Raw genomic sequence first — 21579 nt, forward strand, 5'->3', positions numbered from 1 at the left:
ATGGGAAAGGGTGTCTCAAGGGCTTACCCCTCCCCAGCCCTCCCCTGCAAGCAAGGGAGGGAGCAGGTGGTCGCAAGCCCTGAGCTTTTGCCCCTCCCCTTGCTTGCAGGGGGAGGCTGGGAGGGGGTAGGCCCTTGTGACAACCTCTCACCCCCACTCCGCATGAAAACTCCCCGGCTTATCAACCCGCTCAAACGTATGCGCACCAAAGTAATCCCGCTGCGCCTGCACCAGGTTCGCCGGTAAACGCTCTGCCCGATAGCTATCGAAATACGCGATGGCGGAGGCAAAGCCCGGCACCGGCACGCCTGCCTGCACCGCTGCCGACACCACGTCGCGCAGCGCCTGTTGGTATTGCGTGGCGATGTCGCGGAAGTACGGATCGAGCAGCAGGTTCGCCAGCGCCGGGTCGTGCGCATAAGCGTCGGTGATCTTCTGCAGAAAGCGCGCACGGATGATGCAACCGGCGCGGAAGATCTTGGCGATGGTGCCGTAGGGCAGATTCCAGCGATATTCGTCGGACGCTGCGCGCAGCTGGGCGAAGCCCTGTGCGTAAGACACGATCTTGCTCAGATACAGCGCGCGGCGTACGGCTTCAATGAAGGCGGTGCGATCGCCGTTGAAAGACGTTGTGGCCGGACCGTTCAGCAGCTTGCTCGCGGCAACGCGCTCATCCTTCAGGGCCGACAGCAGTCGCGCGAATACCGACTCGGTAATCAGCGGCAGCGGCACGGCAAGGTCGAGCGCGCTCTGGCTGGTCCACTTGCCCGTGCCTTTCTGTGCGGCGCGGTCGAGGATCACGTCGACCATGTCCTTGCCGGTCTCGGGGTCTTTCTTGCCGAAGATGTCGGCGGTGATCGAGATGAGATAGCTGTCCAGCTCGCCGCCGTTCCACTCCGCGTAGACCTTGGCCAGCTCGGCATTGGAAAGGCCAAGCACCTGCTTGAGTACGGCATAGCTTTCGGCGATCAACTGCATGTCGCCGTATTCGATGCCGTTGTGGACCATCTTTACGTAATGGCCGGCGCCGTTCTCGCCCATGTAGGCCACGCAGGGCTCGCCGTCGGGCGCGCGCGCGGCGATCTCGGTGAGGATGGGCGCTACCAGTTCATACGCGTCGCGCGGGCCGCCCGGCATGATCGAAGGACCATGCAGCGCGCCCTCTTCGCCGCCGGATACACCGGTGCCGATAAAGTGCAGGCCGGCCGCGCTGAGTTCGTGTTCGCGCCGGATGGTGTCCTGGAAAAAGGTGTTGCCGCCGTCGATCAGAATGTCGCCTTTGTCGAGCAGGGGCTTGAGTTCGGCGATGGTGGCGTCGGTGGGTTCGCCGGCTTTCACCATCAGCAGGATGCGTCGCGGTTTCTGCAGGCTGTCGACGAATGCTTGCAGGCTGTATCCCGGCACCAGGCGGCGGTCAGGGCGTTCGGCGAGCACTTCGTCGGTCTTCTCGCGACTGCGGTTGTAGATCGCCACCGTATGCCCACGGCTCTCGATGTTCAGCGCGAGGTTGCGGCCCATGACCGCCATGCCGACCACGCCAATGACAGGTTGCTCCACCGCTTGCTGACTCATCGTGTTGCTCCGGGCGAAAGGGTTTCTTGAATATGGGGAAGGGTAAGGCTCATGCAAGATGATCGTCGACGTCGACTGTAGGAGCCCACCCTGTGGGCGACCTGCGCTGGCGGCTCGCGCTTCGTAGGCTTCGCGCACAGGGTGCGCTCCTACAGACACGCTTGCAGCATTAGCGGACTTTGGCGGCGTTGGCCGGCGCGGGCCGTGGTGTGTAGCGAACGGAAATCAACGCGATGCGATCGCCAGCGCGTACGTAGCGTTGCGGGCCGGTGACGGAGGTTTCGCCGAATTCCAGTCGTTGTCCGTCGAGGGTGAGCACCGCCGCCGGTGGGGCGAGGCCGATTTTTGCAGGGTCGAAGTCGCTCGCCGGACGCCAGCTCAGCACCGCCGCGGTAGCGGTGGCGGCCAGTTCGGTGAGGCGGCCGTCATCGGCGGGGCCAGATGCGCCGTCGCTGGCCTGCCAGTGGCCGTCGCGCTTGGTGTAGTGCTCGGCGGGGACGCCGGGCAGTTCGAGATCGATGCGATGGATCGTTGTCGGATCGAGGCTGAGCAAGGTGCCGGGATCGGTCATGCGATCATCGCGCCACTGCCAGCCGGCCAACCCAACCAGCACCAGTGCGCCTGCGATCAACATCAAGCGTTGGCGTATCGATCGCTTCATGCGCGGCGTCGACGCCATACGATCACGCCACCGATCCCCAGCAGCAGCAACGGCAGGCCGACGAGGAAGCCGAGCGTGACGGCATTGAGCTGACCCTGGCTGATTTGCAGCAAGCGATCCGGTGCGCCGCGCGGCGGCAGGTTCACCAGCGCGTCGTCGCCGAGCAGCCAGTCGAACACGCGCTCGCCCAAGGCGCGGTTGCCGCCGTTGCCGAGGAAAGTGTTGGAGAGAAAATCGCCGTCGCCGATCACCACCACGCGCTGCTCGCCTTTGTCGGGGCTGGGCGAGAGACGGGTGAGCGCGAAACCGAAATCCAGCGGGCCCTTCAACTCGCCGGCCTCAGCGTCGTACCGGATGTCGGAAGCGTGGGCGTTGTCGATGGGCTTGAATGCGGTCCAGCTCTGCGGGCCGGAGCGCAGGAAGGCATAGACCTCCCAGCCGCTGCGGTTCACTTGCGCCAACGCGGAGACCTGCGGGAACAGCGTGGTGAGCGTGAAGCCGCGAGTGATCGCATGAATCGGATAGCTGCCTAGCGCGATCAGCCGCGGGTCCTGCAGACCCAATGCCGTGCCTTGGCCATCCACCAGCACGCCCGGCAGTACGCGTACGCCGAGTGCATCGGCCAGCGGCTGCAGCCCCAGGTCCTCATTGGCCGGCTCGGTCAGCCACAGCAGATTGCCGCCATTGGCGACGTAGTCGGTCAACGCCTTCACGGCGCCTGGCGGCAGCGCCAGTGTGGGGCTGGCCAGCACCACCAGATCAGTGTGCTGCGGCACCGCCGTTACCTGCGAGAAGTTCAGCGGCACGGCGCGCATGCCGCGGCCTTCCAGCTGCGCCGTGAACATGCCGAGATCGGCGTTGGCCTTGCCGTCGGCGTGGCGTTCGCCGTCGCCAGTGACGAAGGCGACGACGCGCTCGCCGCCACGTGCAAGGCGTTCCAGTGCATTGGTGAGGCTGCGCTCGGAGAGTTCGTCCAGCCGCTGCTCGCGGTTCTGGTAATGCAGGATCAGTGCGCCATCCACCGTGATGCCCAGCTCGCGCATGGCGGCCGGGTCTTGCTGCGGATCGACGAAGCGCAAGGTGAGATCGGGTTTCACCCGGCGATAGCGCTCGATGAAGCTGCTGACGGTCTGGCGCAGATCGCCCCGCGGGTTGGCGTAGCTGACGATGTCCACCGGGCCGGTCAGCGTGGCCAGCACCGCCTGGCTTTCCGGCGTGAGGCTGGAGCGGCCTTCGTGACTCCAGTCCGCGATGTGGTTGTGGCGGACGGTGAGGTAGCCGATGGCGCCGGCGCCAGCCAGCAGGGCCAATGCGAACAGCCAGCCATCCAGACGTCTAAACCCTCGTGCCATCAGCCGAGCTCCTTGTCAGCCGCGAGGCGGCGCGTCGCCAAGGCCAGTGCCACGGCAATGGCCAGCACGAACCAGGCTATATCCGCGCTGGACACCAATCCACGCAGCAGGGCTTCCAGATGAGTGCTCATCGCCAGCCAGTTGACCAGATCGTTGTCGACGCCAGCTTTCTGCGCGGCGAGATTCACAGTGAAGAGCGCCAGGCTCAGGGTCAGGCTGGCGGTCGCGGCGATGGCCGGCAGCGAAGCGAACGCTGAACAGGCGATGCCGATGGCGCCCAGCGCGGCGAGCGCCAGCACCAGTCCCAGCGTGGCGGCGGCGAACTTGCCCCAATCCAGGTGCGTGCCGTGGGCGAGGCTCAATGGCATGGCCAGCGTCAGCGCCAGCCAGCACAGCAGCCACAGCAACACGGCCAGATATTTGCCCAGCACGATCTTCGACGGCGCGAGTCCGCTGGCGAACAGCAGCGGTAGCGTGCCGTTGGCGCGATCGCCGGCCAGCGTCGACATGGTGAGCAACGGCACGATCAGCAAGGCCAGTTCGGTCAAGCCGAACGGCAGGATGCCGACGGTCAATGCGCTGCTGAGCAGCGGCACGCCGACCAGATCGGTGTAACCGGGGCCGCCCGGCAAGGCAGCCAGCTTGATCTGGTTGTCGAGGAAGTTGCCCAGCAGCAGCACGAAGCGCCATGCCAGCTGGGCCAGTGTGAGCGCGGCCAGGACCCAGGCCAGCGGGCGAACGAACAGGCGGCGCAGTTCCAGCCGGGTCACCGCGAACGTCGAACTCATGCGGTTGGGTTCCTTCTGTTGTTCATGGCACCGTTGTTCATGGCGATGTCAAAAAAGGTCCGCTCCAGCGCCTTGTGATCGCTATCGGTGACCGCCGCATCGTGGCGCAAGCTGCCCTCATGCAGAATCGCCACGCGATCGCACATGGCGGTGACCTCGGCCAGCAGATGGGTGGAAAGGATCACCGCAGTGCCGGCCGCGGCTTCTTCGCGGATCACGGTGCGGAGTGCGGCCACCTGCACGGGGTCGAGGGCGTTGGCCGGTTCGTCCAGCACCAGCAGCGCCGGTCGATGCAGTAGCGCGCAGGCCAGGCCCAAACGTTGCCGCTGGCCCTGTGAGAGCACGCCGGCCAAGCGGCGCAGCAGCGATCCCAGTTCCAGTCGCTGGATGATGGTGTCGCGCGCCTGTTTGAGCGCGTTGCTGCGAAGGCCGCGCAGACGTCCATGAGCCACCAAATGCTCGCTGACGGTCAGTTCTGGCCACAAAGGGGCACGTTCCGGCAGCCAGCCGACCAGCTGACGAGCCAGCGCGGGATGCTCCAGGAAGTCTTCGCCGCTCAGTTGGATGCCGCCGCTGTCGGGGCGCAAGGCACCGGCGATCATCGACAGAGTGGTGGACTTGCCCGCCCCGTTGACGCCAAGCAGGCCAAGGATCTGCCCCCTGTCCAGCGTCAGGCTGAGACGCTCCACGGCGGGCCGCCCGGCGCGATGCCGGCGAAGCTGATCAAGCTTTAACAGGGGTTGTGGCAAAGTCATTGCTTGATTGTCACGGTGCCCCCATGGTTAAACAACCGGTGGGTGCCGTTCTTGCGTGTGAAGACACGTTCCATTTGGTCGCGCGATGACGTGGCGCGGCCGTGCTGGTGGGTATGGAAACCCTCGATTAGACTCGCTTTCAACCTATCTGAGTGTTTCTCATGCTCGACACAGTGCTCAACTTCCTGTCCAACGGCCTCACTGGCGCCAGTTGGGTCACCATGCTGGTGTACGTGCTGGTGATGACGCAGATCACCATCTTCACGGTGACGCTGTACCTGCATCGCAGCCAGACCCATCGCGGCGTGGATTTCCACCCGGCGCTGGCCAACTTCTTCCGTTTCTGGGGCTGGCTCACCACGGGCATGGTCACCAAGGAGTGGGTGGCGATCCATCGCAAGCACCACGCCAAGGTGGAGACCGAGGAAGATCCGCACAGCCCGATGATCTTCGGCATCAAGAAGGTGTTCTGGGACGGCGTGTCGCTCTATCGCGAGGCCAGCTACAACAGAGCCGACATGGAGAAGTACGGTCGCGGTACGCCGGAAGACTGGTTCGAGCGCAAGCTGTTCAGCGGTCACCCGTACTGGGGCCCGACCCTGATGCTGCTCATCAATCTCGCGTTGTTCGGTGTGATCGGTGCGGCCATTTGGGCCGTGCAGATGATCTGGATCCCGTTCTGGGCCGCCGGCTTCGTCAACGGCATCGGCCACTGGTGGGGCTATCGCAACTTCGAGAGCGCCGACACCGCGCGCAATCTGTCGCCGTGGGGCATCTGGATCGGTGGCGAAGAGTTGCACAACAACCACCATGCCTTCCCGAGCTCGGCCAAGTTCGCCCTGCGCAAGTGGGAATTCGACATCGGCTGGGCCGCCATCTGCGCATTGCGCGCCGTGGGTCTGGCCAAGGTGCTGCGCGTCGCGCCGACGCTTGACGTGCGTCCGAACGTGCACCTGCCGGACGCTGAAACGCTGAAGGCCTTGCTCACCCATCGCTTCCAGGCGATGACCGACTACTACCGTGGCGTGATCATGCCGACCCTGCGCGACGAAGCGCAGCACGCCGGTGAGAACATCAAATCGATCCCGCGCCGCCTGCGCCGCTCGCTCGCCGATGGCGGCCGTTGGCTCGACAACGAAGGCCGCGATCGCATGCAGGCCGTACTGGCCAAGCGTCCCAACCTGCGCGTCGTGTGCGACTTCCGCGCCCGCCTCGCCGAATTGATGGAGCAGCGCGGTGCCGAGCAGGCTCTGAAGGGTCTGCAGCAGTGGATCGCCGAAGCCGAGCAGAGCGGCATCCGCGCCCTGCAGGATTTCGCCAAGCGCCTGAAGACCTACGCGGTCAGCAGCGCCGCCTGATTCGCGGCCATCGAACGATGAAAAGGCCCGCCCTTCCGGCGGGCTTTTTTTTGGCGTGCGTGGGCGCGCGCGTTGGGTTTAAATGCGGCGCATCGGAATGGGCAGTGGAGCAAGGATGAGCTTGCGTGTTGTGGTGATCGGCGCCACGGGTGTTTTCGGGTCCCGGGTGGCGCGCCGCCTGGCGCATGACCACCGCTTCGCCCTGATCCTGGCTGGGCGTCATCGCCTATCGCTGGATGAGATGCGTACCGCTATCGGTGACTCGTCCGTGCAAACAGCGGAGCTTGATGTATCCGGCGGTGATTTCGCGGTGGCATTGGCCGCACTGCGGCCGCAATTGGTGATTCACACCGCAGGCCCCTTCCAGGGCCAGGACTACCGCGTGGCGGAAGCCTGTCTGGCCTGTGGCAGCGACTATGTGGATCTGGCCGACGGCCGCGCTTTTGTCAGTGGCATGGAGCGTTTGGACGCTCGCGCGAAAGCCGCTGGGCGTCTGCTGGTCAGCGGCGCATCGAGCGTGCCCGCGCTGAGCGCCGCCGTCGTGGATGCCTTGTTGCCGCGTTTTCGCCAGCTCGATGCCATCGAACATGCCATCAACCCGGGCAACCGCACGCCGCGCGGCGATGCCACCGTGGCTTCAATCCTGGGTTATTGCGGGCGACCCATTCGCGTGTGGCGCGATGGGCGTTGGCAGCGGGTCTATGGCTGGATGGATGGCAAACGGCAAATGTTTTCCTTCGGGCGACGTCGTGTGGGTGCATGCGAAATCCCGGACCTGGAGCTGTTTCCCGCGCGCTATTCGCAGGTGCGCACCGTGCTGTTCCGTGCTGGTTTGGAATTGCCGCTACTGCAGGCCGGTACCTGGTGTGCGGCGGCTCTGGTGAGGCTGGGCCTGATGCGCGACCTGGCGGCATGCGCGCCAGCCTTGCGGCGCTTCAGTGAGCGCTTTATCCGTTTCGGTTCGGATATCGGCGGCATGGTGGTGGAGCTGAGCGGCACGGACATGGATGACAAGCCGTTGCGGCTGCGCTGGTGGCTCGATGCGGCGGCTGGCGACGGGCCGCAGGTGCCGGTGACGCCGGCGGTTGTGCTGGCGCAACGCCTTGCAGATGGGTTGATCGATGCCAAGGGCGCGCAGCCTTGTATGGGTCTGCTGACGCTGGATCAGCTGGAAGCAGGCTTCGCGGGTTACGCCTTGCGTACAGGCATGGATACGCTCAGTTGAGCCTGTTCAGTCGATGAAGCGCCAGGTCTGCGCGGGATCCGGCAGACGGCATAATGACGGGCGCGCTATTCGCGTTCGTCGGTGATTTCCAGCCAGCCGCGATAGGCAATCAGCTGCCCGAGTAAGGGCAGTCGGGTGTCGATATGGAAAACATAGCGGCCGTGTTCTGCGGTGCTGCGTGAAAGCACGCTGCCGAGCAGCGCTCGCGGCACAGGCAGGCCGAGGAAGCGCCCCCGTTTCAGCTGCCAATCGATGGTCTCGCCGTCCCTGCTCAAGGTGAAATACAGGGCCATCGGTCCGAGCTGCTCGCGCAGATGTTTACCGTCGGCGGAGCGCTCAAGCGTAGAGCGCATTTGCCCGTTCTCGAAAAGCCGGGTCCAGGTTTCCCGACCGCCCTCTCGCTCGATGGTCAGTTCGAGGGGTTGGTCCTTGCCGGGTTCAGGCAGGCCGAGCAGCCTGCGTAGGAGCTTGGCTGGGAAATGGCTGGCGCCTTCGACTTGAGCCATGCCTCTTGCATGCACGTGCCTGGAAGATCCGTGCATGCGTTGCACGGCATTCGCCAGCAGGGGCCAGTCGGTGGGGCTGATAAGGGCTGGGAATAACGCATGTGGCGACACGGCGCGATCATGCTTGGGCTGTAGTGGGCGGGCAATGGGTAAGCCCTTGAAAAGACCCCCTGGCCTAGACAGTTGACCTCCCTGTCAAAGGCCATAAAAAAACCCGCCACAAGGGCGGGTTTCTTCAGGAGCAGCGATCAATTACTTGATCTTGCCTTCCTTGTAGATCACGTGCTTGCGAACGACCGGATCGTACTTCTTGAACTCGAACTTTTCCGGCGTGTTCTTCTTGTTCTTCTGCGTGGTGTAGAAGTGGCCGGTACCGGCCGAGGAGATCAGGCGGATCTTGTCTTGTTTGCTATTAGCCATGGCTCAATCCTCAGACCTTTTCGCCGCGAGCACGCAGGTCGGCGATCACGGCCTCGATGCCCTTCTTGTCGATGGTGCGCAGCGCCTGGTTGGAGACGCGCAGTTTGACCCAGCGATTCTCGCTGGCGACCCAGAAGCGACGCTCATGCAGGTTCGGCAACCAGCGGCGACGGGTCTTGTTGTTTGCGTGCGAGACATTGTTGCCGGTCTGCACACCTTTTCCGGTGACTTGGCAAATACGGGCCATGATGACCTCCGTGACTGTGCTCTATAAAGAGCAGCGTTTACCGCCCGTTGGCCAGGGCGACATCGGCCCAGCGGCGCCTTGCGCCACGCGATGCTGGAGGGTGCTGCTTTCGGGGGCTGCCGTGAGGTCCGCATCGCGTTGCGAACGTGCCCGAAAGATCGGGCCGGCATGGCCGAGCCGCGCATTCTCCCAGAAAACCCGCCCGCTGCGCAAACTTTGACCAATCTGTGCTGAGAGCCTGTTCGATATCTCTGACCCGCGGGGCGGCTATGTCTCATGGCGGCTGGCGGGGATGTATGGAACAATCGGCCTCTTTGTCGTTTCCGCATACGTTAATAGCGAGGGGTTTCCGATGGCAGATGTCACCGCCAATGGCCAGGCTGGCCAGCCGCAGCTGGTGCTGCAGAAGATCTATGTGAAGGATGTGTCCTACGAAGCGCCCAACGCGCCGCAGATTTTCCAGGAGATTGGCGAGACCGACCAGCAGCCGCAGGTTCAGCTGAATCTGGGCCAGAAGGCCACGGATCTCGGCAACGACCTGTATGAGGTGGTGCTGAGCCTTACCCTGACCTGCACCGTCGGCGAGCGCACCGCTTATCTGGCCGAAGTGCAGCAGGCTGGCGTGTTTGGCGTGGCTGGCTTCAACGAGGCCGATCATGCCGGCATCATCGGCAGCTACTGCCCGAACCTGCTGTTCCCCTACGCCCGCCAGGTGATCTCGGCGTTGGTGATGGAGGGTGGCTTCCCGCCGTTCCTGCTGCAGCCGATCAACTTCGACGCACTGTACGCCGAGCAGGCTCGCCGCTTGGCCGGTGGTGGCGACGAGACCCCGGTGCTCAACAGCTGAGCACCCGCCATGGCTGAATATCCGACTCTGGCGGTCCTTGGAGCCGGTTCGTGGGGTACAGCGCTTGCCGCGCTGGCCTCACGTAATGGCGTACCCACCCGCTTGTGGGGCCGTGACGCCAAAGCGCTGGCGGCCATAGCCGAAAGCGGTCAGAACCAGCGCTATCTGCCGGAGATCCAATTGCCGGCGGAGCTACAGTACGAAAGCGATCTCGCCGCCGCCGTGCGCGGTGCCGAGGTCGTCTTGCTGGTCGTACCGAGCCACGCTTTCGCCTCCATGCTGGACGAGATCGCGCCCCTGCTCGAACCTGGCGCCAGCATTGCCTGGGCTACCAAGGGTTTTGAGCCGGGCACCGGCCGTTTCCTGCATGAACTGGTGGCTGAGAAGCTGCCGGGACGTGCCGCGGCGGTCATCACCGGCCCGTCCTTCGCCAAGGAAGTCGCTCTGGGCATGCCCAGCGCCGTCACCGTGCATTCGGACGACGATGCGTTTGCGCATCAACTCGCCTTGATGCTGCACGCACCGAACTTCCGCGCTTATTCCGGCAGTGATGTGCTGGGTGCCGAGCTGGGCGGCGCGATGAAGAACGTGCTGGCGGTCGCCACGGGCGTCGCCGACGGCATGGAGCTGGGCCTCAACGCCCGCGCCGGCCTGATCACCCGCGGCATGAACGAGATGCTGCGACTGGGCGTGGCGCTTGGCGCGCGCCCGGAAACGTTGATGGGCCTTTCCGGGCTCGGCGACCTGGTGCTCACCTGCACCGGCGATCTGTCGCGCAACCGCCGTCTCGGTCTTGCGCTGGGTCGCGGCATCGGCATCGACGAGGCTGTGCGTCAGATCGGCCAGGTGGTGGAAAGCGTGGTTACTGCCGATGAAGTGGCCCGGCTGGCCTCCAAGCACGGCTTGGACCTGCCCATCAGTAGCGGCGTACGCGCCGTTCTGCATGGCGAAGTGACCCCGGTCGAAGGCTTGAAGGCGCTGATGTCGCGCGAGCAGAAGCCGGAATACCCGCAGGGCCTGTTCGGGCCATTCTAAGCGGCCGTTCGTGCGCGCCGATTTACCCCCATCACTTCGTTTGAATCGCGCCTTTGCGCCCGTCGTCAAAAAACGAGCGCAAAGGCGCGCACACGCGCATCGGCCTTGCTAAGCTCGGTCTTTTGGTTGCCCCGGCGGACCGCACGCGCATGCAGCAACCCGACGAAAAACAGCTCGACGAACCCACCTCGCCGCATCGCGACGACAGTGGCGAGCCGCTACCGGCAGTGTGGCGCAAGCTGTTGGCTGAATCCGCCGCCGCCGCAGCGCACGAGCGGGGTGTGCTGGGCTTCTTTCTCGATGTGATTCCGGAAGAAGGCGTGCCCTTCGTGCGCCTGGATGTGGCGCCGGTGCTGCTGGCCGTGGTCGAGCAAGGGCGCTTCGCGCGACCGGCACCGCTGGACAGCCGCCACCTTGCCCATCTGCCGCTGGAGCCGCACGAGCAACGCCTCGCCGCCACCGTGCTCGGCCTGCCGCAATCGGTGCGCAAGAGCCGTAGCTACGCGCGACTGGCCGGCCACGTCGGCGACACCTTGCTGGCGGAAATTCTCGACACGGCGCCATGCTTCCTCGGCGGTCTGGCCGGGCTGCGCCTGTCGCGCGGCAAATCGCACCAGCTCAACTGGCATTGGCATTTGGATGAGGACGGCAGTCAGCGCCTGCTCCCATCGCTGCCGACCAATCAGCGCCTGCTGCGCATCGATGCGCTCTGGTATCTCGATCCCGAGCGCGCTGAGCTAGGCCATCTCGAAGCCCCCACCGAAGAAACCTCCTGGCTGGACCTGCCCGCGCTGAAGCACGAGCACAGCCGCCGCCTGCGCGATTCGCTGCCGTCCAGCCGCCTGGCGCACCGCGTGCCACTGCCGCTGGTGTTCAGCGAGCTGCGACGCTCCGAGCTATCGCCCAAGCCGGTGCTGACCCTGCACGCGCTTACCCGCCATGCACGCCTTGCCGCCGGCACACCGCCGCTGGCCTACGCGCGATTGGCCTTCGACTACGCTGGCGAACGCCTGCCTGGGCGCGGTGGCGAGCCCTTGGTGCGCCGTGTACGCAACGGCAACCTGGTGGAGATCGCGCGCCGACGCGCGGAAGAACTCACCGCCATGGAGCAGCTCGAACGCGCCGGCCTGACACCAGGCGTGGACACCGAAGGCCTGCCCTGGGACCTGGCCGACACCTTGCCCGAGGACGCCTGGCTATTCCCCGGCAAGGGCTACGCCGGTGCCCTGGAAGTGAACACCCCCGCGCGTTGGCTCGCGCTGCGGCCGAAGCTCGAAGTCGAAGGCTTCCAGCTCGAATACGCGCCTAGCTTCCCGTTCGAAGTGCTGGAAGGTCCGGTGCAGTGGTATGGCAACGCGGTGGAAGACGCCGACGACCACGCCTTCGATCTGGAGATCGGCATCGAGGTCGAAGGCAAGCGACACAACTTGCTGCCCGCGGTGGCGCAGGCGCTGGCCGAACACCAGCTCAACCTCAGCCCCGCACCGAACGAACCGGAAGACGCGGTGTGGTATGCGCCGGTGGACGAGCGCCGCCGCGTGCCGGTGCGTTTGAAAGAACTGCGCGGCCTGCTGGCGCCACTCGCCGAGTACCTGGAAAAACCCAAGAAGAAATTGCACCTCCCGCGCGTGCAAGCCGGTCGTCTGGAGGAGATCGTCGAGGCGCTGCCCGCCGGTGGCGCGCTGGAAGCACCGGAGCAACTGCGCGGCTTCACCGCACGTCTGCGCGATGCCGCCGAGCGCGCCAGCGATGCCGTTCCGCCGGAACTCACCGTCGAACTTCGTCCGTATCAGCGTGAAGGCCTGCGCTGGTTGAACGCGCTGGCCGAAGCCGGTGTGGGCGGTGTGTTGGCCGACGACATGGGGCTCGGCAAAACGCTGCAGCTCATCACGCATCTGCTTGCGCTGAAAGAGCGCGGCGCGCTGACGCGTCCGGCGTTGATCGTGGTGCCGACCAGCTTGATTCCCAATTGGCAGGCCGAGGTCGCGCGCTTCGCACCGTCGCTGAAAGTGCTGGCCCTGCACGGCCCGCAGCGCGGTGGCGATTTCTCCCAACTGGGTGCGCAGGACATCGTGCTCACCAGCTACGCGCTGCTGCCGCGCGATGTCGTGACGCTGCGCAAGCAAGCGTTCGAGCTGATCGTGTTGGACGAAGCGCAGCAGGTGAAGAACCCGCGCACGCAAGCGCGCCGCGCTGTACTCAGCCTGCGCGCGCCGCGTTGCATCTGCCTCACCGGCACGCCGCTGGAAAACCACCTCGGCGAGCTGTGGTCGCAAGTGGATCTGGCCGTGCCCGGCCTGCTCGGCGATGAAGGTGCGTTCCGCCGCCACTATCGCGTACCGATCGAAAAGCAGCGCGACACCGAATGTCAGGATCGCCTCAACCACCGCCTCGCGCCCTTCATCCTGCGGCGTACCAAGGCGCAAGTGGCCTCCGAACTGCCGCCGAAAACCGAGATCACCCGCCGCGTGGTGCTGGAAGGCCGTCAGCGCGAACTCTACGAAGGCCTGCGCCTGTCGCTGGCGGAAGAACTGCGCGATGTGATCTCCCAGCGCGGCATCGCACATAGCGGCATCGTGGTGCTCGATGCGTTGCTCAAGCTGCGTCAGGTCTGCTGCGATCCGCGCCTGGTCAAACTGGAAGCGGCGCGCGGTGTGCGCGATTCGGCCAAGTTTGAATTGCTGATGGACATGCTGCCCGCGCTGCTCGCCGAAGGCCGCAAAGTGCTGCTGTTCTCGCAGTTCACCGAGATGCTCAAGCTGATCGCGCACGAACTGGACCGCCATCGCATTACCTACGTCACGCTGACCGGCGAAACGCGCGACCGTGCTGAACCCGTGCGCCAATTCCAGGAAGGCGAAGTGCCGCTATTCCTGCTCTCGCTCAAGGCCGGCGGCGTCGGCCTCAACCTCACCGCCGCCGACACCGTCATCCACTACGACCCGTGGTGGAATCCGGCAGCGGAGGCGCAAGCCAGCGACCGCGCGCACCGTATCGGTCAGGACAAACCGGTATTCGTATTCCGCCTGATCACATCAGGTACGGTCGAAGAGCGCATCGAAGAATTGAAAGCGCGCAAGGCCGAACTGGCCGAAGCGGTGCTGGAAGGCGGCGGTACGCGCGAAAGGCTGAGCTTCGATCAGGAAGATCTGGACGCGTTGCTCGCGCCGGGCTGAGTGCAGAGCTACAAAGTCGACGGTAGGAGCCCACCCTGTGGGCGACCGTAGTAGTACCCGATTCGCGCACAGGGTGCGCTCCTACCGGGCGTATCCTCAGTGACAGTCCGATGCAGGCGAGCACCATGACCGACATTCCCCGCAAACGCCACTGGGAACACGTCTACGAGACCAAGCCCACCGATACGGTGAGCTGGTATCAGCGGCGGCCTCACATATCGCTGACGTTGATCGATCATGCGGACCTGCCGCTGGACGCTCCCATCATCGATGTCGGTGCCGGTGCCTCCACTTTGGTCGACCATCTGCTGGCCGAAGGTCGCAGCGATCTTTCCGTGCTGGATATCTCCGCAGCCGCGTTGGATAAGGTCCGGGAACGCCTTGGCGACGGCGCAGGCAAGGTGGCATGGATCGCCGCGGACGTGCTCGGCTTCGCGCCCTCGAAGCGCTATGCGCTATGGCACGACCGCGCGGTGTTTCACTTCCTCACTGATGCGTCCGATCGTGCGGCTTACCTCGATGCGCTGCAGCGCAGTCTGGCGCCGGATGGCCAGGTGATCGTCGCCACATTCGCACTGGACGGTCCTGAGCGTTGCAGCGGCCTGCCGGTGGCTCGCTACGATGTGGCGAGTCTGCACGCGGCCTTTGGCGATGCCTTCGAGTTGCTGGAATCCACCAGAGAGTCGCATCTCACACCCGGCGGCGCCGAGCAGCACTTCACCTACGTGCGGATGCAGCTGCGGTCATAAGCCGAGCTAGTCGGTTGCGTCGCCACGCGTGCGCAGCAGCGCGTCCACCGACTGCTGCCACTCGGGCGAGCCGGGTTTGGACTGCGGTGCTTCCTGTCCCAGCTTGCGTTGCACGGCGTGGTTCCATTCGTCGGAACCCTCGTCTGGGCCATGCGCCTGGTCGTCGCTGATGCCCAGGCGCTGATCGACCCACTGATACCACGCGTGCGAGCCGAGCATCGCATTGGCCGGTACGGCGGTATCCGCCTGCGGCTTGGGCGGATGATCCGGTTGCGGCGCCTGCGGCGAGGAGCAGCCGGCGAGAATCACCGCCAGGGGCAGGCTGATGAAGGCAAGTCGTCGCATGGTGTGGCTCCGGCGTCCGAATTGGTCTTCGAGACTAATCCTTAGGCCGGGTGCCGCGGTGAATCGCGCCTGACGGGAGCGGCTTCAGCGGCGTGCCGCCACTTCATCGATATGGCGCAGCAGATCGGCCGGGTCGTCGTAGACGCGGAACGCACCGGACCGCTCAAGTTCGTCTTCACCATAGCCGCCCGAGAGCAGCCCCACGCCGAGCGCACGGGCGCGCTGCGCGGCGAGCATGTCCCAGATGCTGTCGCCGATCACCAGCGACTGCTGGATGTCCACGCCAAGACGTTCGGCGGCGGCGAGGAACAGGTCGGGATCGGGCTTGGCGTACTTCACCTGGTCGCGCGTTACCACCGGCACCTTCGATGGATCGACACCGAGCGCTTCAAGGTTGTGCGCGGCCGTCTGCATGCGACCACTGGTGGCGATAGCCCAGGGATAACCATGCTCAGTGAGATACGCCAGCAATTCGCGCGCCCCGGGAAGCGGGCGCACCAGGCCTTGCGTGTGCTGACGGTTGAACGCCTCCACATGTCGTTGATGCAGGCGAGCCAGTCGCTCCTCGGTGATCTCCAGTCCGGTTTCGCGCAACAGGATGTTGGTGAACAGCCCGCCGCTCATACCGATCTTGCGGTGAATGCGCCACACCGACAGCTCTACGCCTTCGGCATCGAGTGCTTCCTTCCACGCCAGCACGTGTTGGTAAACGCTGTCGACCAGGGTGCCGTCGAGGTCGAACAAGAAGGCGGTGCTGCTGCGGGGCATGGAGATTCTCCGGGTCGGCGAGTACGAAGTGTCGCCCATCCCGGGCGCCGATGGCGAGCGCTGCCGAGCGTGACCCAGGCTATGTGTTCGTACTATTGGTTGCCCTTGGCATCCATGGCGATGGCGAATACCCGAGTGCGCTACATCTCTGACCCAGACGCCGTGATTCGTGCTGCTGCGTCATCTGTTGTTCTCGTTAGTGATGGCCTGATCCATCGCGGTAACGAACATCCGTGTGTGTTACCGCGTACTGTTGCCTCTTTTCATGCACTCTTCTGCTGCCGGTGCGGTCTTTAATGACCCATGCCGCGGCTAGGGCTGTGGCCCATGCTTTGCTGCTGATCCAGTGCCTGCTGCATGTCGTGTTGCAGCTGCTGCATTTGGGCCTAGTGCTGTGCGGTCAGGCGATCTTCCTGGTCGACCATGGCGACGGCTTGTGCCTGCAGCTCCCGGCCGGCCGGCATGTCGGCCAGGGCCTTGGTGTCCTGGCGGAAGCTGTCCCAGTCGCCCCGGTCGGCGGCCGCGAGCATGCGGTCCAGCCGGGCCTCGAAACTGACGGGTTCGGTAGGGCTGGCTGGTCCGGGTGCGGAACCTTGGGCGCTCGCTTGCTCGTGCGCGTCGGGCTTGGACTCGAACCACGACGAGGGGTGGCTCAGCGTATCGGCGACGTGCGACAGGCCATCGCTCATCACCTCGGTGACAAGCTGCGTTTGCTGCTTGAGCATATGGGCACCTTGCGCCAGTTCCTGCGCTCCATGGGTTACGGCATCACGCGTGGCGTCGTACGCCTCACCCACCGCATGGGCGGCTTGCTGGCCGATCTGTTCGACGGCGTGGGCGGTGAGCTTGACTGTGTGGATGACGGTGTCGCGCTGGTGCGCGAGGTTTTCCACGGTGCGATGGCCGGCGAGTTCCAGCGTGTGGCCGGCCTGCTTGAACTCACCGTGCAATACCGAGCGGCCTGCCGAGGTGAACAGTTCCCGCGCGGTGCTGGCTTTGTGCGCCATCTCCCACGTGTGGGACAAGGTGTTGGAGCGAAGTGCCTGCACATCGGCGCGATACAGGCCAATGGCGTGAGCATGCACGCGGGCACGGGCTTCGTTCTCGGCCGAGAGGTCCGACAGGGCAAGGCCAGGATCGTCCGGGGCGAAGTTGTCGATGCTGTGCGCCGCGAAGCTGATCGCACTCAGCGGATTGCGGAGGCTGGATGCCGTGACCCGATCGCCGTAGCCCGCATGGGCAAGATCATGAATGTCCTGCGCGGTCGCCAGCACGCGTACCGTGCCGAAGTGGCGGCTGGCCGCACTGACCACGTCGGTGGCACGCACGACGTTGGTGACCTGACTTCCGCCTTCGGAGATGTGGTGTTGCGGATTCACGGCACCGTAGGCGTTGAAGGTGACGCCGTGTAGATGGTTCTCGTAGGCGATGATCTGGGCGAGAGTTCCGCCTAGGGAGTGGCCGGTGGTGGTGACTTGAATGGTCCAGTGCTTATCTCTTGCTTCTTTGTCAGCGTATTCCAGCACACGCTTCGTGAAAGCCCGCGCATCGGGCAGTTGCGTGTTGAGGCCGGTCACCACCATACCCAGATCGGTGGCGCCATCCTGGATCACACCCCAGTTCTTCTCGGTGCCGCGATGGGTGATGGCGATTTCTTTGGTATCAGCGCGCTGGTAAGCGGTACCGTGGTAGCCGGTGATGGGGTCGCTGTAGGTGTCAAAGACGGTATAGCTCACGCCGCCAAGCACCACCGGATCGTTCTTTTTGCGATCAATGTAGGAGTCCTGGTCGAGCAGTGCGTAGTCCTTGTCGGTGATGGTCATGGAATGCTCTCCTTGGCAACAAGCGTGATCGAGAAGATGTCTTTTTGCAGTTCGGGCGGGTAATCAGATGAACGCCTGCTGCCGGAACTGCCGCGCTCCTGGTCGTTGTCTGAGTAATCTCCTCGCACGAAGTAAGCCTCAACGGACTTTTGTGAAAAAATTTCGTCTGAAAGCAAGTAGGGAACGAGAGTGAGGTTTTTGACTTTCAGCCTTGCCGTGGCGCTCATCAGCGACCAATGGCACACACCCTCGCCGAAATAGTCTTCGTCCAAGAAGTAGTCTGCATACACCGTGCCCGTGTAGACGTTGTCGGAGACCCGTTTGAAGTCAATGGCGGGATGAGCCGTGGGAGGAATCCGCATCGCATTCATGGGCCCACCCGTCAGGGGAATGCACTGTTTGTTGGTGACTTCGTACTGCATGAAGCCACTGATGGAGTCGAACGGGCCTGGTGCGCCGTCAATCGTCACGGTGATCTCGTAGCGCATCTTCGGATGCGGGTTCTGTTTGATGTCGGGTGTGTTCATGGAGGAGCTGCAGGCGGTGGTGATCAGGGCAAAAGGAACAGCGAAAGCCAGTGAGAACGCAGATTTCATGGCGGCGAAGTTGTTACTGAACCCGTTGTGCTGGGCTGCAGCTTGTGAAGTAGACCTGGCAACTGGCATTTCCTGCCTTGCAGACATCCATAGCCTTTTGGACGGCTATCGTCTCAGTTGATCCTGCATTGAGATTGAATGTCTTGTCACCCACAAGAAGTACGCCACATCCGTTGGAATAGGAGATTTGCATGGTGCAAGTGACCCCGCCCTTGGATTTGCAATCGGCTATGGCGTCATGTTTGGCGGCTTTCTCGCTTAAACCATTACGTGATGCTCCAACAATTCCGTGAGGCTCATCTGTAGCAATCGCCCCCCAGCGCGACTCCCACCGTGGTGGTGGCACTGCGGGCGCCTGCGGCTGTTGCTGTTGGTTATAGCCAGGAATAGGTCCACAACTGCCGATATCGGTACCACTGTATGGAATCTGGCCGGGAGGGCATCCGCCTTCGGCATGTGCCGGTGCATAAGACATCGTGATACCCAGCAGCAGCGACAACAGAACAATCGGTTTCATGAGCGTGCTCCCCCGTCATAGGGTTTGGTCACGTCTTTGTCGGCGGGATTGGTGGTCTGGGCATAGTTGCGTTGTGCAGTCGCGCCAGGATGGAAACCGCCTGAATTATTCTGTCTGCTTGTATTGCCATCGTATGTGTTCGCCTGCGGCCCATATCCCCCTCCATACGACCCCGGCGGCTGCCCCTGCGGGCCAGGCATGCTGCTACTGCCTCCGCCATTCACCGCAGCGAAGTGCATGAAACTCCCCAGCGGCCCATTGAAGAACGCCGCCGCCATGGCCGGTGTGGAAATCAGCAGCATCGTCATCATCAGCCCCACGCCGCCCTGCTGAAACGCCATGGTGCTAAAACCCTGCGACTCGATGCCAGTCATCTTGCTGATCGCCTCGGTGGCCCAGATGGCGCCCGCCACCCGCTCGGTCAGCTCCAGCACGATGGAGACCATGCCGCTGAGCACGGCCAGCGAGAACATGGTGCCCAGGCCATAGGTGATCCAGCGCCGGAAGAAGTCCTTGGTCTGCTCGAACATCAGGCTAAGGATGAACAGAGGCCCCAGGCCCACCATCAGCGCCAGCCCCACCTGATACATCAGCAGCAAGGTGCCGGCCGTCATGGCCGGCGCGGCAATGCCGAACTGGGCCATGATCGAGGCGCGCGCCTTGTCATCGGCCAGCGCTGTGTCGCCCAGTGGCACCTGCACCGCGTCGATCGCGCTGGTCGCCAGCGACACCTTGAGCAGGTTGCGGTCGATCTGCGTCTTGGGTGACGCATCCGAACCGGTCACGATCTGGTTGATCTCCTGCGGCAGCTGCTTGTACAGGAAGTCGTACAGGTGGATGCTGCCCAGCGACATGGTCTTGGCGACGGTCACGATCAGGGCGATTTTGATCATGTGCGACACCGCGGTCATCATCGATTCCTGCGACTGGCCGGTGACCAGGCGGTAGCCGCGGAAGAAGACCCACAGCGTCACCATAATGAAGGCGAAGTTCGTGACCCAGCTGGTGGCATGGTTCATGCCGTCGACCGCGAACTGCTCAATCTTGTGGGTGAGGTAGTTGTAGATCAGCGCGAAGTAGGCCGATTCCATGGGTTTTCCCTGGCTCTTCCAGATGGTTATCTGATCCGTCGCCGTAAGTGATGACGTTTGGTGAGGGGACGGTACGCGGGCTTAGTTGTCGATATTGAGCGCTGCGCCGAACGCAATGGTTTGCATGGCGTTGCCGATGAGCGATGGGCTGCCCTTGACGGCGATATGGCCCAGCATGGACTGCTGCGCCTGCAAGGTGGCGATGGCGGCGTCATTAACGCGCAGTTGCTGCTCGATATTGCTCATTTCGATGCTGAGCGAGGTCTGGGCCTGGCTGGTCTGGTTTTGCACGGCACCGCGATCGCCGACCGCATGGGTTGCCTCGCCAACGATCCCGTCGGCGTTTGATGCGAGTTGCTGCAGCCCAGCGAAGTAGTCGTTCATGTGATTGAGCATGTTGACTACCTTGTTGTACTTGTCGATCTGCAACAGCGTGATCCTCTGGCAGATCTTGTTCTGTGTGGTTTTGATGTCGCCCGTCAGTTCGGCGGTGTCCAGTCCGACGAAGCCTGCTGCCATGCTCAGCGGCTCGGTGGTGCCGGGGCAGGCCTGCTGCACCAGCGGGGCGGTATCGGTGATCGGCTGGAGCTGGTTGTTCACCGGCATCACGTTGAGGTTGAGGCTCTTGAGCGTGGTCAGCATCGAGGTGTACTGCGTCACCATCTGCGAGTACTGCTGTACCAGCTGGCCATACTGCTTCAGCTGCCCCGCTTCGTTGCTCTTGATGGCCGAATGGTCGATGACTTCCCACTGCGCATGGGCGGGTGTGGCCATGCTGCCCATGACCAGCAGAAGTCCGAGCACGGCAGCGCGTTGACGCAAAGTATGTCGTAGCTGGTGAATGCGCATGATGGATTCCTTTGTTCGGAATGGTTATGGGTCACTTGGCGTGGCGCTTGCCGCAGCGCAGGCCTTAGCACCGCAGCGATAAAGGGTGCGTGCCAAGGCCAGCGGTCGAGCTAAGAGGTAGGGGGGCATTTCATTTGAGAAGCGCCTCCGAGGCGACGTGGACGCCTACCCAACACGTCACAATGCTTCCGAAAATCACGGCGGCTTGCACCAAGGCAGTGACCAGGTTCTTTCGGAGAGTCCGGGTCCTGGCCAGATATTCGGAAAAGAACACTGCATGCAGTAAGGTCTGCAAGGTTGATAGCTGGTCAGTGCGTTCCATGGCGTCGAGCCGAACCCACTGGTAAGTGAATAGGCGTGTCCCCACTATCGCCACGGCCAGCAGCTCCGTCAGTGGGCGATACTCCTGGACCATCAGCACAAAGAATGGCCGCGTGCCACCGAGATAGCGCGCATAGATGACGCACACGATGCCGATGACGAACCAGTAGCCAAGGCTGGAGACCATGACGCCCACCTTGCGCTGGCGCAGATCGCCTTGTTCGGCATCCAGGGCCGAGGAGGTGGTAGCAGGGGCGTTCTTCATGGCTGGCACCCCGGATACGCGTTATTGAATGCGCTTGGGAAGGCATGCACGGCGGTGGCGACCAGCGCCATCACCGTACCCATGCGCCGGGTCCAGGCAGCGGCGTTGGCCTGGATGTGTTGGCGGTTTGCAACCTGACGTTGGGCCTGGCGGTTGCCAGCGAAAGGTCCAAGGACCAGCAGCGTGCCTCTGGGAATGCTTGTGTTTCGCAGGGTGTTCATGAAACGAAGGCGGCGAAGTGTTTTGTGACGCATGGCGATCTGTCCGTGTGGCGCTCCAACGGCGATTGCGGGGCGGCGAGTTACCACTTCCG

General features: G+C 63.6%; 23 protein-coding genes. 6 read left to right on the forward strand and 17 right to left on the reverse strand.

Annotation, left to right across the window (positions count from 1 at the left end; all coding sequences use genetic code 11):
• Window positions 1-147: 147 nt before the first annotated feature.
• The 5 genes from gndA to OUZ45_RS07205 all read right to left on the reverse strand — a co-directional run bounded on the left by gndA (window position 148) and on the right by OUZ45_RS07205 (window position 5128).
• Window positions 148-1572: an NADP-dependent phosphogluconate dehydrogenase gene (gndA, locus tag OUZ45_RS07185; protein WP_266169256.1), complete on the reverse strand. Its 1425-nt coding sequence runs from the start codon at window positions 1570-1572 to the stop codon at window positions 148-150.
• Between the two features lie 169 nt (window positions 1573-1741).
• The gene (locus OUZ45_RS07190; RefSeq protein ID WP_266169257.1) at window positions 1742-2233 is read right to left on the reverse strand and encodes a hypothetical protein; all 492 of its coding nucleotides are present in this window, start codon (window positions 2231-2233) and stop codon (window positions 1742-1744) included.
• The gene (locus OUZ45_RS07195) at window positions 2230-3585 is read right to left on the reverse strand and encodes a GldG family protein (RefSeq protein ID WP_266169258.1); all 1356 of its coding nucleotides are present in this window, start codon (window positions 3583-3585) and stop codon (window positions 2230-2232) included. The genes OUZ45_RS07190 and OUZ45_RS07195 overlap by 4 nt, the downstream gene beginning before the upstream one ends.
• A complete protein-coding gene (locus OUZ45_RS07200) occupies window positions 3585-4373 on the reverse strand; it encodes an ABC transporter permease (RefSeq protein WP_266169259.1) in 789 nt (262 codons plus the stop codon). Before OUZ45_RS07200 ends, OUZ45_RS07195 begins: the two co-directional genes overlap by 1 nt.
• A complete protein-coding gene (locus OUZ45_RS07205; protein ID WP_266169260.1) occupies window positions 4370-5128 on the reverse strand; it encodes an ABC transporter ATP-binding protein in 759 nt (252 codons plus the stop codon). Before OUZ45_RS07205 ends, OUZ45_RS07200 begins: the two co-directional genes overlap by 4 nt.
• 161 nt (window positions 5129-5289) lie before the next feature.
• Here OUZ45_RS07205 and OUZ45_RS07210 point away from each other — a divergent pair, with 161 nt between their 5' ends.
• Together OUZ45_RS07210 and OUZ45_RS07215 are read left to right on the forward strand one after the other, a co-directional pair.
• Window positions 5290-6486, forward strand: a complete 1197-nt coding sequence (locus OUZ45_RS07210; RefSeq protein ID WP_266169261.1) for a DesA family fatty acid desaturase — start codon at window positions 5290-5292, stop codon at window positions 6484-6486.
• 115 nt (window positions 6487-6601) lie between these two features.
• Window positions 6602-7711 (forward strand): saccharopine dehydrogenase family protein, encoded by a 1110-nt coding sequence (locus OUZ45_RS07215; RefSeq protein ID WP_266169262.1) that lies wholly within the window; start codon window positions 6602-6604, stop codon window positions 7709-7711.
• Between the two features lie 65 nt (window positions 7712-7776).
• Here OUZ45_RS07215 and OUZ45_RS07220 read toward each other — a convergent pair whose 3' ends face one another.
• The 3 genes from OUZ45_RS07220 to rpmB form a co-directional block, all read right to left on the reverse strand.
• Window positions 7777-8328, reverse strand: a complete 552-nt coding sequence (locus OUZ45_RS07220) for a DUF4166 domain-containing protein (protein ID WP_425601673.1) — start codon at window positions 8326-8328, stop codon at window positions 7777-7779.
• A 141-nt stretch (window positions 8329-8469) separates the two neighbouring features.
• A complete protein-coding gene (gene rpmG / locus OUZ45_RS07225) occupies window positions 8470-8637 on the reverse strand; it encodes a 50S ribosomal protein L33 (protein WP_008211962.1) in 168 nt (55 codons plus the stop codon).
• Between the two features lie 10 nt (window positions 8638-8647).
• The gene (gene rpmB, locus OUZ45_RS07230; protein WP_266169264.1) at window positions 8648-8884 is read right to left on the reverse strand and encodes a 50S ribosomal protein L28; all 237 of its coding nucleotides are present in this window, start codon (window positions 8882-8884) and stop codon (window positions 8648-8650) included.
• A 352-nt stretch (window positions 8885-9236) separates the two neighbouring features.
• Between rpmB and secB the strand changes: the two genes are divergently transcribed.
• The 4 genes from secB (at window position 9237) to OUZ45_RS07250 (ending at window position 14691) form a co-directional block, all read left to right on the forward strand.
• Complete coding sequence (secB, locus tag OUZ45_RS07235; protein WP_266169265.1) at window positions 9237-9731, forward strand: protein-export chaperone SecB; 495 nt, start codon at window positions 9237-9239, stop codon at window positions 9729-9731.
• A gap of 9 nt (window positions 9732-9740) precedes the next feature.
• Window positions 9741-10766 carry an NAD(P)H-dependent glycerol-3-phosphate dehydrogenase gene (locus OUZ45_RS07240; RefSeq protein ID WP_266169266.1) on the forward strand — a complete coding sequence of 342 codons (1026 nt, stop codon included), beginning with the start codon at window positions 9741-9743 and terminating at the stop codon, window positions 10764-10766.
• A gap of 149 nt (window positions 10767-10915) precedes the next feature.
• Complete coding sequence (locus OUZ45_RS07245; RefSeq protein WP_266169267.1) at window positions 10916-13942, forward strand: DEAD/DEAH box helicase; 3027 nt, start codon at window positions 10916-10918, stop codon at window positions 13940-13942.
• A gap of 125 nt (window positions 13943-14067) precedes the next feature.
• Window positions 14068-14691 (forward strand): class I SAM-dependent methyltransferase, encoded by a 624-nt coding sequence (locus tag OUZ45_RS07250; protein WP_266169268.1) that lies wholly within the window; start codon window positions 14068-14070, stop codon window positions 14689-14691.
• A 6-nt stretch (window positions 14692-14697) separates the two neighbouring features.
• On the opposite strand, the gene OUZ45_RS07255 is transcribed toward OUZ45_RS07250, so the two are convergent.
• The 9 genes from OUZ45_RS07255 to OUZ45_RS07295 form a co-directional block, all read right to left on the reverse strand.
• A complete protein-coding gene (locus tag OUZ45_RS07255; protein WP_266169269.1) occupies window positions 14698-15036 on the reverse strand; it encodes a hypothetical protein in 339 nt (112 codons plus the stop codon).
• An 84-nt stretch (window positions 15037-15120) separates the two neighbouring features.
• Window positions 15121-15804 carry an HAD family hydrolase gene (locus OUZ45_RS07260; RefSeq protein ID WP_266169270.1) on the reverse strand — a complete coding sequence of 228 codons (684 nt, stop codon included), beginning with the start codon at window positions 15802-15804 and terminating at the stop codon, window positions 15121-15123.
• Window positions 15805-16190: 386 nt separating this feature from the next.
• Window positions 16191-17627 (reverse strand): Tle-like phospholipase domain-containing protein, encoded by a 1437-nt coding sequence (locus OUZ45_RS07265; protein WP_266169271.1) that lies wholly within the window; start codon window positions 17625-17627, stop codon window positions 16191-16193.
• Window positions 17624-18223, reverse strand: a complete 600-nt coding sequence (locus OUZ45_RS07270; protein ID WP_266169272.1) for a hypothetical protein — start codon at window positions 18221-18223, stop codon at window positions 17624-17626. The genes OUZ45_RS07265 and OUZ45_RS07270 overlap by 4 nt, the downstream gene beginning before the upstream one ends.
• A 13-nt stretch (window positions 18224-18236) precedes the next feature.
• Entirely contained in the window at window positions 18237-18740 is a 504-nt protein-coding gene (locus tag OUZ45_RS07275; protein ID WP_266169273.1) for a DUF4189 domain-containing protein, read from the reverse strand.
• Window positions 18737-19831 (reverse strand): TrbL/VirB6 family protein, encoded by a 1095-nt coding sequence (locus OUZ45_RS07280; RefSeq protein ID WP_266169274.1) that lies wholly within the window; start codon window positions 19829-19831, stop codon window positions 18737-18739. Before OUZ45_RS07280 ends, OUZ45_RS07275 begins: the two co-directional genes overlap by 4 nt.
• Before the next feature lie 81 nt (window positions 19832-19912).
• Window positions 19913-20680: a hypothetical protein gene (locus tag OUZ45_RS07285; RefSeq protein WP_266169275.1), complete on the reverse strand. Its 768-nt coding sequence runs from the start codon at window positions 20678-20680 to the stop codon at window positions 19913-19915.
• A 130-nt stretch (window positions 20681-20810) separates the two neighbouring features.
• Window positions 20811-21266 (reverse strand): hypothetical protein, encoded by a 456-nt coding sequence (locus OUZ45_RS07290; RefSeq protein ID WP_266169276.1) that lies wholly within the window; start codon window positions 21264-21266, stop codon window positions 20811-20813.
• Entirely contained in the window at window positions 21263-21487 is a 225-nt protein-coding gene (locus OUZ45_RS07295; RefSeq protein ID WP_266169277.1) for a hypothetical protein, read from the reverse strand. The genes OUZ45_RS07290 and OUZ45_RS07295 overlap by 4 nt, the downstream gene beginning before the upstream one ends.
• Window positions 21488-21579: the final 92 nt, after the last annotated feature.

Source organism: Dyella subtropica (assembly GCF_026283965.1).
GTDB classification, from domain to species: Bacteria; Pseudomonadota; Gammaproteobacteria; order Xanthomonadales; family Rhodanobacteraceae; genus Dyella_D; species Dyella_D subtropica.

Excerpts from the sequence above, each read along its gene's own strand:
- OUZ45_RS07275 (WP_266169273.1), bottom strand. The coding sequence starts at position 18,740 with ATGAAACCGATTGTTCTGTTGTCGCTGCTGCTGGGTATCACGATGTCT.
- OUZ45_RS07295 (WP_266169277.1), bottom strand. The coding sequence starts at position 21,487 with ATGAACACCCTGCGAAACACAAGCATTCCCAGAGGCACGCTGCTGGTC.
- rpmB (WP_266169264.1), bottom strand. The coding sequence starts at position 8,884 with ATGGCCCGTATTTGCCAAGTCACCGGAAAAGGTGTGCAGACCGGCAAC.
- OUZ45_RS07290 (WP_266169276.1), bottom strand. The coding sequence starts at position 21,266 with ATGAAGAACGCCCCTGCTACCACCTCCTCGGCCCTGGATGCCGAACAA.
- OUZ45_RS07190 (WP_266169257.1), bottom strand. The coding sequence starts at position 2,233 with ATGAAGCGATCGATACGCCAACGCTTGATGTTGATCGCAGGCGCACTG.
- OUZ45_RS07205 (WP_266169260.1), bottom strand. The coding sequence starts at position 5,128 with ATGACTTTGCCACAACCCCTGTTAAAGCTTGATCAGCTTCGCCGGCAT.
- OUZ45_RS07280 (WP_266169274.1), bottom strand. The coding sequence starts at position 19,831 with ATGGAATCGGCCTACTTCGCGCTGATCTACAACTACCTCACCCACAAG.
- OUZ45_RS07285 (WP_266169275.1), bottom strand. The coding sequence starts at position 20,680 with ATGCGCATTCACCAGCTACGACATACTTTGCGTCAACGCGCTGCCGTG.
- OUZ45_RS07240 (WP_266169266.1), top strand. The coding sequence starts at position 9,741 with ATGGCTGAATATCCGACTCTGGCGGTCCTTGGAGCCGGTTCGTGGGGT.
- OUZ45_RS07215 (WP_266169262.1), top strand. The coding sequence starts at position 6,602 with ATGAGCTTGCGTGTTGTGGTGATCGGCGCCACGGGTGTTTTCGGGTCC.
- secB (WP_266169265.1), top strand. The coding sequence starts at position 9,237 with ATGGCAGATGTCACCGCCAATGGCCAGGCTGGCCAGCCGCAGCTGGTG.
- OUZ45_RS07270 (WP_266169272.1), bottom strand. The coding sequence starts at position 18,223 with ATGAAATCTGCGTTCTCACTGGCTTTCGCTGTTCCTTTTGCCCTGATC.
- OUZ45_RS07210 (WP_266169261.1), top strand. The coding sequence starts at position 5,290 with ATGCTCGACACAGTGCTCAACTTCCTGTCCAACGGCCTCACTGGCGCC.
- rpmG (WP_008211962.1), bottom strand. The coding sequence starts at position 8,637 with ATGGCTAATAGCAAACAAGACAAGATCCGCCTGATCTCCTCGGCCGGT.
- OUZ45_RS07265 (WP_266169271.1), bottom strand. The coding sequence starts at position 17,627 with ATGACCATCACCGACAAGGACTACGCACTGCTCGACCAGGACTCCTAC.
- OUZ45_RS07200 (WP_266169259.1), bottom strand. The coding sequence starts at position 4,373 with ATGAGTTCGACGTTCGCGGTGACCCGGCTGGAACTGCGCCGCCTGTTC.
- OUZ45_RS07195 (WP_266169258.1), bottom strand. The coding sequence starts at position 3,585 with ATGGCACGAGGGTTTAGACGTCTGGATGGCTGGCTGTTCGCATTGGCC.
- OUZ45_RS07255 (WP_266169269.1), bottom strand. The coding sequence starts at position 15,036 with ATGCGACGACTTGCCTTCATCAGCCTGCCCCTGGCGGTGATTCTCGCC.
- gndA (WP_266169256.1), bottom strand. The coding sequence starts at position 1,572 with ATGAGTCAGCAAGCGGTGGAGCAACCTGTCATTGGCGTGGTCGGCATG.
- OUZ45_RS07260 (WP_266169270.1), bottom strand. The coding sequence starts at position 15,804 with ATGCCCCGCAGCAGCACCGCCTTCTTGTTCGACCTCGACGGCACCCTG.
- OUZ45_RS07250 (WP_266169268.1), top strand. The coding sequence starts at position 14,068 with ATGACCGACATTCCCCGCAAACGCCACTGGGAACACGTCTACGAGACC.
- OUZ45_RS07245 (WP_266169267.1), top strand. The coding sequence starts at position 10,916 with ATGCAGCAACCCGACGAAAAACAGCTCGACGAACCCACCTCGCCGCAT.